Source organism: Leptospira haakeii, assembly GCF_002812045.1.
Taxonomy (GTDB): domain Bacteria; phylum Spirochaetota; class Leptospiria; order Leptospirales; family Leptospiraceae; genus Leptospira_B; species Leptospira_B haakeii.
Genome location: NZ_NPEG01000004.1, coordinates 45,171 through 58,434, shown reverse-complemented (window position 1 = coordinate 58,434; position 13,264 = coordinate 45,171). Strand labels below are relative to the sequence as shown.

The following is a 13,264-nucleotide window of genomic DNA, read 5'->3' as shown; positions in this document are numbered from 1 at the left end:
GATACCCGCGCTTGCCGTTATCGGGAAGAATGGTGAGTTAGGATCAATCTTCCCAGTTCTGCTCCGATTAAATTCGGCATATTATAAAAGTTTTCGGAAGTGATTTGGATAGAATCCGGAAATAAATGCTCCGCAATATATCTGCGTCCCAGTCCCACACCCAAAAACACGTAATTTTTATTCGAATGTTTAAGGATCTCCGCCTTTAGACGTTTATTGTCTCGGGATTGGATCTCTTGTTCGATCTCCGTTTTACCCCTTTGTCCCCTAAAGTCCGAAATCATAACCAGTATTTTCGTCTGGGCCTCCGGGGAAAAGTAGGATTCTATCTGTTCTAAGAGTTGGTATTCTTCAATCGAATCCCCTTGCCAGTCCGATCGAAGAGAATCGAACATCTCCTCTTCCTTTTTGGAATCAAAGTATTCGTCCATTCGTTTCACTTGAACCAAATCGATCCTGTCTTTTCGGTTCATTCTATCCGAATAAGCTGTTACGGAGAAGTTTACGTCATGTTCATCCAGGATATGAGCACTGGAGAGCATTGCGGATAATGTAGCGACAGAATATTCGAAGTTGAAGATCCTACGGGACTTGGAAACCAGGAAGGCGACTTCTACACCTTTTAGTTTTTCTTCGTCCTTATCTATCGTAGTCTTATCGAATACCTTAGAGTCCCCTTTTCCGGAGAGAAATGAGATATATTTTCGAGTGTCGATCCTGGAACCTTCACTTCTATACATCCGGTTGATGTCTATTTCCGGATCAAAAAGTCTTTCCAGATTCAGTTCCACTTCTTCCAAACTGCGTCCGAACACTTCCTTAAATTCTTTGATACTTGTTTGGATTGTATATTCCCAAAGTATCCTACGTTTTGCTAAGAATGCTTTGTATAATTCTTCGGTGCGATAACCCCAGGCACCACCTCCACCCGCGGGTTCACCTTGGCCCATGTTTCCTCTGGTCTCTTGTCCGTACCAGGCGTCAGGCCCTTCTTTTCTTTGGCCACCTGTTTCAGGAGTATTGATCTCCAGGCCTTCTCTTAATTCTCTTCCTGAGTTTTTGAGTTCTGCTTTTCCAGTAAGAGGTTCTCTCTTATGTAATTCAGGATCCCACCAGCGTTTCTTTTCGATTTCGGTAGAAGGGGTCAGAGTTTTTTTTTTCTTATCCTCCAAGGTTTGGAAGAAGTCCGATACAATCTCGATCCCTGATAAAGAGAATTCTAAAATTCTCTCCAACTCTTTTCTTTCTCCAGGATCTGAAACCTGGTTAGAGTAAGCGATCTTTCCACCTCTAAAAGCGATCTCACGCAGACCATCTTTTCCGAGAGATTCATCTGCATAACGTAGGATATGATCCTTCCATTGTAGAAGATTAGAAAGCCCGAATGTATAAGGCATTAAATTCGCAGAACCGATCGTTCTTTTTTTGGAAAGATCCTTAATCTTGATATGGAACTCCGCCATTTTAGAAACAAGGCCTCCTTCAGGCAGATAGAAGTTTAAAATTTCCTGCAATGTCGCATTATCTTCTAATTCCGGAAACAGAACTGAAGTAAACCTGTTACGGAATGCTCTGGAAATTGTAGGAGTAGACTTGGTCTTTCTGAATAATTTAAGTGCGAAGATACGAGAATCTTCCTTTAAAGAAAGTGGCATATCTTCAGAACTTTCAGGAGGAAGAACAAGTGCTCTTGCATCATCCGTAAGCATATTCAGTTTTTCTACTAATTCCGCACCTGCCGCTTCCAGGTTTGTGATCAGGATATTTCCACCTTCTCTAATACCCTTAGTAAGTGGGCCGTCCACCCAACCTACTTGGGAACCTGCGATCGGTTTTAATGCACCAATAATATCAGCAGTATGGATCCCTTTACAAAGATGAACTGCCTCCAAAGGAACACCGCTAATCTCAGTAAATAAAGGTAGAATGAGCTGAGGATCTTGCTCTTCCGAATATTCTATCAAAACGTTTTCTTTGAATTGAACTGCAGAGTAAACCTTCTCGGCAAACTCTCTTAGTTTCAAAGGCATTGGAACGGAAGAAAGAATTTCTTTTGCAGTATTCTCATTCGTTACATGAATTTCCTTATCGTTACAAAATAAGGATCCTTTATGCACTTCGAACTTAGGCTCAGGAAGATTCGGTTTGGCCTTAAGCCCAGTTTCTTTAAGTAGAAGTTCAATTTGAGAATTACGATCTTCTTCTTTGCGGAATGGTTCTACATAAAAATTCCATAATTCCCTAAATCTAAGCTCGGGCTGGTCCGCCTTTAAAGCAAGGATACGATTACAAAGTTTTTTAAGATTTCGGATATTGAAGTGATATTTTTCTAAATCACCTTTTCCTAAATTACCCGAAACCACTTTGGTCTCGGTCTCTAGGGAAATACGGATACAGGATTTGAGAATATCAGTGTTCATATTCGGATATAATTTTCCCAAAATGAACAGGATCTCGTCAGGAGTATGAGGATCTATAAATACAGTAGAATAATATCTGGTGATATCGAAAGGAAGAGGCTTACGTCCCTCGAATCCTTCGGAGGGGTTTTGGGTTCCAATAAAATTAAAACCTTCTGCACCATGGATACGAGTTCCATCACCTTCGATCAGTTCCAAATAATTGGATTCATAAACTGTGGAAAAACGTTTGATGATATGAGGTGGGCAAAGGTTCATCTCATCCGCCACAAAACTTGCGCCACTTCTAACTGCAGAAGTTAAGGGGCCATCTCCCCAAGCGAAACCTTTTCCATCCAAAAGTAAACGATAAGAACCGATCAGATCTTCCGGAAGAGTATCTTCGTTAAAACTAAATCTTGCAGTAGGATGATTTCTTTTGAAGTTAATATAATAGATAAGTGCGTTTTTACCCACCCCGGCATCTCCTACAAGTAGCACTGGACGAGATTCCAGAAGAGGATACAGGATATTTTGTAAATTCCTAACTGTGGAATCCGTTTCCACTAAATCGGAACCGAGAGAGCCGGAATTATTTCCTAATTTAGACTTAGGTACTTTGATGCCAGCGATTGAAATTGTATCCATGTCCCCAAGATCCGGAAAGCGGAATTCCGAGGCAATCTCATTTCGTTATTTCTGAGAACGATTGGTTGGGAACTCCAACTGTTACACACAGAGACGCAGAGGTAGAAGAGCCTCGGAGTTCCTTTCACACAGAGTCACGAAGCCACGGAGGTTTGAAAATTTGGAACAATGTAGGAACTCCAACACCACGCTACTTTGTGCCTTTGTGTCTTTGTGTGAACCGAACTCTGAATCTCTCTAAAACTTAGTGGCCTCTCTGCGAAAAAAAATACTCTTCTAAACCAATTTCCGTTTGTTCGCGGGACGGGTTTCACATTAGCGTATTTATATGAGCCAGAGTACCCTTGATTATGTACTAGCGCAAAGAATCCAAGGTTTGGATTCCTCAGCCATCCGAAAAGCATTCGAACTTGCCGGGACCTTAAAAGACCCGATCAACCTTTCTATTGGACAACCTCATTTTCCTTGTCCTCCAAATATTGTAGAAGCTGGAGTCAAAGCTTTACGCGACGGAAAAACTGCTTATACATTAACGGCAGGAATTCCCGAACTGAAAGAAGCTCTCTCCCAAAAATACAAACAAGAAAACGGGATCGATTATGCAAGTCCGGACCGTCTTTTAGTTACTTCAGGGATCAGCTCTGCATTCTTATTACTTTTCAATTCTCTTTTGAACGAAGGAGATGAGTGCCTTGTAGTAACTCCTCACTTCTTGATGTATCCCGCTTATATCAAAATTTATGGCGGGAAGATGAACACAATTTCGGAAGATTTTCAGCCGGAAGATCTGAATGTATTCAAAGACAAGAAGTTGAAGATCATTATCTTCTCCACTCCTTCCAATCCGACTGGGACCGTTTTAACTAAAAAACAATTAACTGCACTTGCGGAACTCGCAGAAAAAACGGGAGCTTATTTGATCTCGGATGAGATCTACGAGAAGTTCGATTATGATAAGTCTTTCTTATCCGTTGGATCCTTTTACGAAAAAGCGATAACTCTCTCCGGGTTTTCCAAAACATATAGTATGACAGGACTTAGATTAGCATCTATAGTTGCTCCTGCTCCTATCATAAAAACTTTAACTACCTTACAACAATACACATTAGTTTGCGCACCTTCCGTGACCCAATGGATGGGGATAGAAGCACTTAAAACCGATATGCAACCTTATATAGATGACTATAAGGAAAAAAGGGATTATGTTTACGAAAACCTAAAAGACCATTACCAGCTAAAAAAAAGCGGGGGTGCGTTTTACTTCTTCTTAAAAATAAAGGAGAAGGATGATGATTTTATCGTAAAAGCAGTAAAAGAAAAAGGCCTGATCCTAGTGCCTGGTTATATATTCGTAGATTCGAAAGAATATATCCGTATCAGCTTTGCTTCCGAATGGGAGAATCTGAAACGAGGGATCCAGGCATTAAAAGAACTGGCTTCTTAAGAGAAAATTTTGGCGGAGTACTATTCCGAATTCCCATATTTGATCCTTTTCATATGGATTGGAGGCGTTTTAGTCTCCTTTTCTATGGGAAGTTTTTATTCTACCCTAGCCTATAGAATCCTCAGATTCTATTACGGAAAAGAAAGAAAGATTGGTTCTAAACTTTTCAGACTTAAGAAAATCTTAATAGAACCTTCTGCCTGCGAATCCTGTGGAACCCAAATAAAAGGCGCTTCGATCATTCCAGTATTCGGATATTGGATCTCCAAAAAAGAATGTGGGAACTGTAAAACTCCAATCAATCCATTGTATTCTCTATGTGAGGTAGTATTCGGATTATTATTCGTAGTCTCCTTTCTTCTTTCCGGAAAATTACTCGGAAGTTTTGCATTTGTAGCCTTATGCGGGCATCTACTAGTCGCTGCAAGCACCGACTTTAAGAAGTTCTCCTTGGATTATGAAAATTTGCCTTTTATCATTCTGTTTGGGGCATTGGCAAATTATCTTTTATTCGATTCTGTTCCTGGAAAAGCGGAGTTGATCGTTTATGTTTCCTTTTCTGCCGTATTCTTCTTAATTTATTTTATATTTCCTGCGAGTATGGGATTTGCGGACGCGATATTCGCTCCAACATTCGCATTTTTAAGCATGCACCCTTGGTGGATCTTCTTTTTAAATTCTTCGTATGGGATCGCGATCATTATCACAATCCTGAAAAGAAAAAAAGGAGAAAGTTTAAGACAAGTCCCGATCCCGATGGGAGTTTATTTTTCGATCGGACTGGTATTGACATTTCTGGGTAGAATGCTTTCAAATTCAGGTTTACTTCCTAACTGGGCAGATCTCATTCTATAAGAAATATGGAAAATAAGATCTCTGATATCCGTAACGAATACAGTAAAGCCTCTCTGGATGAAAAAGATATCGGCGATTCCCCTATCGATTTTTTTAAGACCTGGTTTGATCAAGCAGTCCATTCAGAAGTAAGAGAACCTACTGCGATGACATTGGCGACCGTTCGTAAAGACGGAATGCCAGACGCAAGGATCGTTCTACTCAAAGGGATCGATAAAGACGGATTCCAATTTTATACTAATTATACAAGCGCCAAGGGAAAAGAATTGGATTCAAATCCGAATGCATGCCTTGTATTTTTTTGGGCAGAATTAGAAAGACAGGTCCGTATCAGAGGAAAGATCTCCAAGGTCTCCAGAAAAAATTCGGAAGAATATTTTCACTCCAGACCGTTCGCAAGCCAAATAGGTGCCCTCGCTTCTTCCCAAAGTGATCCGGTAGACGACAGATCTATTTTAGATAAACATTATGAAGAACTGAAATTAAAATACGAAGGTAAAACTGTTCCTCTACCGGAAAACTGGGGAGGATATATATTAGAAGCTTTTGAAATAGAATTTTGGCAGGGACGAAGAAGCCGCTTACATGATCGGATCTTATTCCGAAAAGAAAGCGGCTCTTGGGTAAAAACCAGACTACAACCTTAGTTTAGTCCTAATAAATGCCCCATTCTCATTTTTTTAGTGAATAGATAATGGTGGTTATTCCCAGTAGGTTTGATCTCTATAGGAACTCGATCCGTAACTTCCAGACCATAACCTTCTAAGCCTACGATCTTACGAGGGTTATTCGTAAGCAGTTTCATTTTACCTACACCTATATCTTTCAGGATCTGAGCGCCCACTCCGTATTCCCGAAGGTCAGGAGCAAATCCTAACTTCTCGTTAGCCTCTACAGTATCCAAACCTTGGTCCTGCATATTATAAGCTTTGAGTTTATTGATAAGGCCTATCCCTCTACCTTCTTGTCTCATATAGAGAAGAATTCCCTTCCCTTCTTGAGCAATCATAGAAAGAGCCGAATGGAGTTGAGGTCCACAATCACAACGGCCGCTTCCGAAAATATCCCCGGTAAAACACTCGGAATGTACGCGGACCATTATAGGTTCGTTCTTATCAATTTTACCTTTCACTAATGCAACATGGACTTTATCGTCAATGATGGTAGAATAAGCCCTAACAGAAAAATCTCCATACTCGGTAGGAAGAGTTGTCTCCACTTCTAAATGAATTAGATTTTCTTTTTTCCTTCTGTAACGGATCAGATCTTCGATCGTGTAAATATTAAGTCCGTGTTTTTCTGCGAATTTTTCAAGATCAGGAAGACGGGACATGGTTCCATCGTCGTTCATGATCTCGCAGATCACTGCCGCAGGATAAAGTCCTGCAAGTTTGGAAAGATCTACAGATGCTTCCGTATGACCCGCTCTTCTGAGAACTCCGCCCGAAACCGCTTGTAAAGGAAATAAATGACCTGGTTTCATCAAGTCACCTGGAGTGGTTTTAGGATCTATAAGTACTTGGATTGTAGTCGCTCTGTCCTGGGCAGAAATCCCAGTAGTCGTTCCATTTTTAGCGTCTACGGAAACTGTGAATGCGGTCCCGTGTTTATCTCCCAAACTTAGGTCGTCCACCATTCTGTTCAGACCTAATTGTCTAAGTCTGTCTCCCTCCATAGGAAAACAAATTAGGCCCCTCCCGTAAGTGGCCATAAAATTCACCTTTTCTTTGTCAGTGAATTGGGCGGCACAAACCAGATCCCCCTCGTTTTCCCGATCTTCGGAATCCACGAGAATGATCATCTTCCCCGCTTTTATATCTTCGATTGCCTGTTCAATGGAGCCGATCATGATTCCACCTCATTTCTTGGACTGTTTTTTTTCCATGATAAATCCTGGCCAACTCGGAAAAGTGAGACTGATAGTTGGTAATTCGAACCAAGGATACCGCTTGGGGAATAAGAAGAAGTTTCGCGCAGAGGCCACGGAGAGCACCGAGGGGTAAAGCTGGAAAGCCCCAACTCCAACTCTTTCTCTCCGTAAACTCTGTGTTCTCCGTGCGAAACCCTTATTTATATGTACCGAGTTGTTCTAGGTATCTTGCGATTAGGTCTACTTCTAAATTTACCTTGGCTCCGACCTTCCAAGCTTCGGAAGCGTTGGTGACAATAAGAGTTTCCGGGATCAAAACCAATTCGAATTCACCGGGTTTGGAATCCACAATTGTGAGAGAAATTCCGTCCACAGTCACGCTACCCCGGACCGCGAAATATTTGGTAAATGTTGGATCATGAGAAATTATGAATCTTCTTACTTTTCCGGAATCTTTTTCTTCAGAAAGAAGAATGGTACCTGTTAGATCCACATGCCCGGTAACAAAATGACCTCCCATTCTTGTATGCGGTTGGACTGATCTTTCTAAATTGATCTTTGTCCCTACTTGGAAACTGCCGAAATTGGTGAGTTCTAAAGTTTTGTAAGAAGAATAAAATTCGAATTTGTTTCCGCTCTCTTGGAAGGAAGTAACTGTGTGACAGGCTCCGTTGACCGAAATAGAGTCCCCATTTTTTAGATCCGGATCTTTCCAAACGGCGGTTACCTTAAATATTTTACCGTCCCCAGTGTCTTGGATGGATTCAATTTTTCCGGTAGTCTCTATTAATCCTGTGAACATCTTCCCAACTCCCAAAGATCAGAACCAAGTTCTGCCTTCCATTCCATGGAAAATTTTTCCATCCATTCAGGCAAGATTCCTTTTGTAAAAGAAACAACATTCGATCTGATTTGTAAGATCGCATCGTCTTCCGAAAGTATGGAAGAAAATAGTTTGTATAGAAAATTTCCACCTTCTACGAGTGCAGTGTTGATCTCCCAAGAATGTAAAACTTCTAAAATTTTGGAAATGTCCAAGAAGTTCACCTTCTCCAATGGAAACTTAGAAAGGCTTTCCAATATATTCAAGAATTTCGGATCATAAGATTTTTTCTCATCTAAAAAGAATGCAGAATTCTTTTTTCCAATCCTTTCGTTGAGAAGGTTTTGTTTTTCCAAAAAAATTGGACTGATCGAATTTTGATCCGGTAAAAAGAAAATTCTAAGCGGCTGGTAATCTTTCTCTTTTTCTTTATGGATCTGAAAGACCTCAGGATTTGGAGAATATTCCAAAACATTGGAGACCAATCCCGAAAATCCTCTGTAGGAACTCCTAGCAGTATTTAAATTTCCAGCTTCGTTCAAAATTTTTGCTGCGATCTTTGGCAAAGAAGAAGGTACTCTAAAATCTAAACCTGGATCGTCTACTCGTACGGTATTCGGCCCGACTAAGATCGCATCTACCTTTGCTCTTAGGATAGAAAGGAATGTATCCGATTCGGAAGAAGATATTTTCTCTCTGAGACCTTCTCCTGAACTGAAATAACCTTCTTTGCTGAGAGAAGTTTTGAGTAAAAAAGCAGGTCTTCTTTTTTCTATCCTAGATCTAAAACCAAACAAGAATTGAGAGGAGATTTCGGCTAACTCGACATTTTCGATAACCTGAACTCCGATCTCTGATAATTTATTCAAACCCGAATGAGAAGAAACCAAAGGATTCGGGTCCTTCCATCCATATTCCAATCGAACAGGCTTTTCTTTTAAGAACAGATCAATACAAGGAGGAGTTTTACCAAAATGAGTGCAAGGCTCTAAGGTAACGTAAGCATTATGGTCGGGGAGTTTTCCGTCCGGGAATTTTTCTCGAAGCAAACGATATGCTTCTCTTTCTGCGTGATTTTCCCCGGTCTTTTGCGTGGAAGCAGAAGATAAAATTTCGCCGGTGATTGCGTCTTCTAAAACGCAGGCCACCGGAGGATTCGGACTGGAATATCCGGTGGAGACAAAGGAATAGCGAGTCAATTCCTCCCGAATTCGATCCGGGAGGAAACCACTCAAGAGCGTTTCCACCTCTTACTCAGAGAATCATAGATATCTACGAGTGGTGCTGCAATAAACACGGAGGAGAATGTTCCGAGTATAATCCCGAAAGTAAGAACATAAGCGAAATCGTATAATTCCACTGCTCCACCAATGATGATCGCAACTACTGAAATCAAGGTCGCAACAGAAGTATTGAAAGTCCTAGAAAGTGTTTGGTTGATCGAAAGGTTAATCACTTTAGAAAATGTATCTCTAAGATTTCCAGCATTTTCGCGGATCCTATCGAATACCACAATCGTATCGTTGATTGAATATCCGAGTAATGTCAAAAGAGCAGCGATAATAGGAACGCTCGGTTTAATTTGGAAAAATCCGATAAACGCGATCGTGATCACCAAGTCATGAATTAGAGCTAAGATTGCCCCTAATGCGAACTTGAATTGGAAACGGAAGCTTAGATATATCATGATAAAGAAAAGAGTTAAACCCAATAGAGAAATCCCCGTAGAAGTTAACTCAGCCCCTACAACGGAACCTACTTGATTCGCGGAAAGGATTTTCTTTTTTTCTAATTTAAAGTCTTCTTGCAAAAGACCAATCAATGCATCGATCGCAGAAGCTTGTTGCGCTTCTACACTATCTTTACCTTTTCTTTCTATATAAAGTTGTTTGATCTGGTCAACGGAACCAAGACCTATATCGATTTGGTAATCGTTTTTATCCTTATCCATTAGGACCAAAACAGCTTCTAAATTTTTTGCGGAGAAATATTCCTCCAAATTTTTACGTTCTACATTTTCCGGGAATTCTACAACGGCTCTCAAACCACCGTCGAAATCCAAAGAAGTAGCGAATCCTCCGTATTTTCCGAAGGTAACTCCAAACCCGACAGCTATCAGGATGGCAGAGAAAGAAATGGATACGTATTTATATTTTATAAAATCAAACATTTTTGGACTCCAGTTTTTTGAATCCGATCCGGAGTTTACGAACTCCAAATTTGTTTACCAATAGATCCATGATCATTCTACTCAAGAACAAGGAAGTAAACAGGGAAGTGATGATACCCCAACAAAGAGTGATCGCAAATCCTTTGATCGGTCCGTTTCCAAGTTTGATCATCAAGATACCCGAGATCAAAGTGGTCACGTTACTGTCCATAATCGTCCAGAAAGCGTTATCGAATCCTTGAGCAACCGCGGCGGACACATGTTTTCCGGAGGCCAATTCTTCCTTAATCCTTTCGTAGATAATAACGTTAGCGTCTACCGCCATACCTACTGTGAGGATGATCCCCGCAAAACCAGGTAAGGTCAAAGTGAATCCCATCAAGGAAAGAAGTGCCATAAGCACGATCACGTTCACAAGAAGTGCGATATCCGCAACCAGTCCGGACAGCCTATAGATGATCAACATGAACACGATCACGAGGGCGAAGCCTAAAAGAACCGCTTTTAATCCTACTTCGATGGACTCGATCCCTAAAGTAGGACCTATAAATCTCATTTCCAAAACGTTTAACGGAATCGGAAGCGCACCCTCACTGATCACGTTTGCAAGGTCTGTAGCTTCTTTTTGTCCGAATTCGCCGTCGATCTGAGCGTTACCACCTGCGATAGGACTACGAATTACAGGATCAGAGATAACTTTGTCTCCCCAAACGATCGCGAGTTGTCTTCCTACGTTTTTAGAAGTAATATCAAAAAATTTCTCAGCACCTTGAGAAGTTAAGGAGAAGGAAACGTAATAAGAAAGTCTATTTTGGTCGTAACTCTCACGAGCGTTTCTCATATCTTTTCCATCGAGAGAGATAGCTCTTTCCAGAACTACAAACTCTCTAGGAAGTAAAGACGCCTTAGGGTTATTTGCTCTGGACCATTTTACGTATAATTTATACTTTTCGGGTATATTATACTTCTTCTCCATAGCTGCCAGGAATTTGTCCTGCTCGTCTTTTCCTAGTTTCTGTTTAACGATATTCTGGAATTTTACGATCTCGGTTTCTTCCCTTCTGCCGTCGTTCATGAGTTTCATTTCTTCTAACTCAATCGCGTCGTGGTAAGTTCCCCTGGAATTTGCATTGGAATCAGAAGGCTCTCTCAATCTGTATTCCACAGTTTCAGTGTTTCTGATAATGTCTAGGATCTGAGATGAGTTGCTCACACCTGGTAAGGAAACCTCGATAGAATCTTGGTCCTTCTGGATACGCACCTGAGGTTCAGTCAAGTTTTGGTTGGTCAGACGGTTGTCGATGATCAACTTCGCTTTTTCCAACTCGGCAAGTTTTCTGCTAGGAGTTAATTCGAAATAACTTTCGATCTCTTTCAGTTTGTCTTGAGCTTCTTTTCTTTCTTTTTCGGAAAGACTAGCATCGCTTTTTTTACGAGTAAGCTCTTCGATTTCTTTTGTATAAGAATCTTTTAATTTAGATGTATAGTCGTCGAAATCACCTTTCAAAACGACTCTCATTCCACCTTGTAAGTCCAATCCAAGACGAATCGCCAAGGGTCTTCCACCGAAAATATACTCTTCTACCCAAGTTGGTCTAAGTTTATTTTTTGGCTCTAAGATCAGCTCTTGGTTTTCCTGAGAAAGTTGGTTGATCTTCGCGGAAGTGATAAATCTTCCTTTGACTAGATAATAATCCTGATCCGGAAAAACATTAGGATCAGGTTCGATCTGCCAGTCGCTTTTCGGGTTATAATCGGTTTTCCATCTTTCCGCAAAATTAGAAAGAACTTCTTTGCGGGTTTCTTCAGGTAATTCTTTAAATTCTTTTCTTACTGCGAGTTCCAATTCCCTTTCGGCGAAGTTTGGATAAAGAAGCGTCAATGAAGACGCTACTACCAATATTGGAACAAAAATCCATTGGACAGATTTCAAATTCGGACTCCTAGTCTCTTCTCACTTTATTGATGGTCACAGGGGAACGCCGAGTGACGCGTGCGCCTTTGGCTCTGAATTGATATAAAGCAAAAGCAAGTATGATTGCAATTATGATAATCGCCTTTTTATGTTCAGAGAAAAATCCTGCGATAGCTCCCTGTTCTTTTTGTTCTGCGGCCTTTCTTTTCTCTTCTTCTTTTTTCTTATCGTCTCCGAGTTTCAGGATCTCTCCCAACTTCTCTCTGATAGAAATATCTTCTTTAGGCAAAGAAGAAGCACTAGCATTAAACCCAGGCAGATTTTTAGGACTTAAATTTGTTTCTTCATTTAACCAGTACGGCTTTTGGATCTCAGCAGAAACTTCAGGATTAGAAACTTCTTTATTTAGATTTCTCTCAGTGGTTTCATTCGGCCCGTTAGGATCTCCCGAATTTTTTCCCTGAGAGGGATCCTCCGGTGCGATTTCCGGATCTACTTTTTTCTTAGGCTCGGATTCTTTCTGCTCGGTCTCTTTGGACTCGACAGCCTTCTTCTTTTTGCCAGCGTTCTTCTTTACTTTTTTCTTTCTAGAAGCTTTTGCAAGAGGTGTCTTTTTGGAAGAAGTGGTTGTCTTCTTAGGTTCGGAAACCTTATCCAAAAAATCGATTTCTTCTCCGTCCTGTCCAAAAATTGGCAGGGTCAAAGAAATACAAAGAAGTAGGCATAGGATCTTATTCATGAGTCGCACCGGTTATACTGATACTATCGGAAAAAGGGAATTACGCCTCTTTCTCTTTTTCCTTCTTTCTTAAAATCGTGCTGGAATTGAAGGTAACGTTGGTGTCCTTAGCGATCGCCAAAACAACAGTTTCGTTATTATCCTTAAATTCTACTACCTTGCCATGGATCCCGGAAGAAGTGATTACCACGTCCCCTTTTTGTAGACCCTCGATCATCGTTTTTCTTTTCTTTTCTTCGTTTCTTTGAGGGCGAATCACTATAAAATACAGAATGATAAATAGGATCGGGATGAATAATAGAGTATTAAACCCGCCACCTTGTGCCCCAGCCGGATCCGCTTGGGCTAATATTAATAAATTTTGAAAATTGCTAAACATGGTGAAACCTGTGTTTCCTTTT

At 40.7% G+C, this 13,264-nt stretch carries 11 protein-coding genes; 3 read left to right on the top strand and 8 right to left on the bottom strand.

Annotated elements, in window-relative coordinates; all coding sequences use genetic code 11:
- Nucleotides 1-17: 17 nt before the first annotated feature.
- Nucleotides 18-3,047 carry an AAA family ATPase gene (locus tag CH377_RS09160; protein ID WP_100723519.1) on the bottom strand — a complete coding sequence of 1,010 codons (3,030 nt, stop codon included), beginning with the start codon at nt 3,045-3,047 and terminating at the stop codon, nt 18-20.
- A 328-nt stretch (nt 3,048-3,375) separates the two neighbouring features.
- Here CH377_RS09160 and CH377_RS09155 point away from each other — a divergent pair, with 328 nt between their 5' ends.
- From CH377_RS09155 to pdxH, 3 genes are read left to right on the top strand one after another with little or no spacing between them, the layout of a single operon-like run.
- Complete coding sequence (locus CH377_RS09155) at nt 3,376-4,491, top strand: pyridoxal phosphate-dependent aminotransferase (protein ID WP_100723518.1); 1,116 nt, start codon at nt 3,376-3,378, stop codon at nt 4,489-4,491.
- Between the two features lie 9 nt (nt 4,492-4,500).
- Complete coding sequence (locus tag CH377_RS09150) at nt 4,501-5,346, top strand: prepilin peptidase (RefSeq protein ID WP_100723517.1); 846 nt, start codon at nt 4,501-4,503, stop codon at nt 5,344-5,346.
- Between the two features lie 5 nt (nt 5,347-5,351).
- Nucleotides 5,352-5,993 carry a pyridoxamine 5'-phosphate oxidase gene (gene pdxH, locus CH377_RS09145; protein ID WP_100723516.1) on the top strand — a complete coding sequence of 214 codons (642 nt, stop codon included), beginning with the start codon at nt 5,352-5,354 and terminating at the stop codon, nt 5,991-5,993.
- On the opposite strand, the gene CH377_RS09140 is transcribed toward pdxH, so the two are convergent.
- From CH377_RS09140 to yajC, 7 genes are all read right to left on the bottom strand, one after another.
- A complete protein-coding gene (locus CH377_RS09140; RefSeq protein ID WP_100723515.1) occupies nt 5,990-7,195 on the bottom strand; it encodes a bifunctional 3,4-dihydroxy-2-butanone-4-phosphate synthase/GTP cyclohydrolase II in 1,206 nt (401 codons plus the stop codon). The two genes, pdxH and CH377_RS09140, sit on opposite strands and share 4 nt — an antisense overlap.
- 217 nt (nt 7,196-7,412) lie before the next feature.
- On the bottom strand, nt 7,413-8,018 hold the full coding sequence (locus CH377_RS09135; RefSeq protein ID WP_100723514.1) for a riboflavin synthase: 606 nt from the start codon (nt 8,016-8,018) through the stop codon (nt 7,413-7,415).
- Nucleotides 8,003-9,274: a bifunctional diaminohydroxyphosphoribosylaminopyrimidine deaminase/5-amino-6-(5-phosphoribosylamino)uracil reductase gene (locus tag CH377_RS09130; protein WP_100723513.1), complete on the bottom strand. Its 1,272-nt coding sequence runs from the start codon at nt 9,272-9,274 to the stop codon at nt 8,003-8,005. The genes CH377_RS09135 and CH377_RS09130 overlap by 16 nt, the downstream gene beginning before the upstream one ends.
- Entirely contained in the window at nt 9,271-10,209 is a 939-nt protein-coding gene (gene secF / locus CH377_RS09125; RefSeq protein WP_100723512.1) for a protein translocase subunit SecF, read from the bottom strand. Before secF ends, CH377_RS09130 begins: the two co-directional genes overlap by 4 nt.
- Nucleotides 10,202-12,142, bottom strand: coding sequence for a protein translocase subunit SecD (gene secD, locus CH377_RS09120; protein WP_100723511.1), 1,941 nt, complete (start codon nt 12,140-12,142; stop codon nt 10,202-10,204). Before secD ends, secF begins: the two co-directional genes overlap by 8 nt.
- Before the next feature lie 10 nt (nt 12,143-12,152).
- The gene (locus tag CH377_RS09115; protein ID WP_100723510.1) at nt 12,153-12,863 is read right to left on the bottom strand and encodes an SRP-less Sec system protein; all 711 of its coding nucleotides are present in this window, start codon (nt 12,861-12,863) and stop codon (nt 12,153-12,155) included.
- Between the two features lie 40 nt (nt 12,864-12,903).
- Nucleotides 12,904-13,242 (bottom strand): preprotein translocase subunit YajC, encoded by a 339-nt coding sequence (gene yajC, locus CH377_RS09110; protein WP_100723509.1) that lies wholly within the window; start codon nt 13,240-13,242, stop codon nt 12,904-12,906.
- Nucleotides 13,243-13,264: the final 22 nt, after the last annotated feature.

Bases quoted from the DNA above. Each gene is read 5' to 3' on its own strand.
- CH377_RS09160 (WP_100723519.1), bottom strand. From the start codon at position 3,047: ATGGATACAATTTCAATCGCTGGCATCAAAGTACCTAAGTCTAAATTA.
- CH377_RS09155 (WP_100723518.1), top strand. From the start codon at position 3,376: ATGAGCCAGAGTACCCTTGATTATGTACTAGCGCAAAGAATCCAAGGT.
- pdxH (WP_100723516.1), top strand. From the start codon at position 5,352: ATGGAAAATAAGATCTCTGATATCCGTAACGAATACAGTAAAGCCTCT.
- CH377_RS09140 (WP_100723515.1), bottom strand. From the start codon at position 7,195: ATGATCGGCTCCATTGAACAGGCAATCGAAGATATAAAAGCGGGGAAG.
- CH377_RS09135 (WP_100723514.1), bottom strand. From the start codon at position 8,018: ATGTTCACAGGATTAATAGAGACTACCGGAAAAATTGAATCCATCCAA.
- secF (WP_100723512.1), bottom strand. From the start codon at position 10,209: ATGTTTGATTTTATAAAATATAAATACGTATCCATTTCTTTCTCTGCC.
- CH377_RS09115 (WP_100723510.1), bottom strand. From the start codon at position 12,863: ATGAATAAGATCCTATGCCTACTTCTTTGTATTTCTTTGACCCTGCCA.
- yajC (WP_100723509.1), bottom strand. From the start codon at position 13,242: ATGTTTAGCAATTTTCAAAATTTATTAATATTAGCCCAAGCGGATCCG.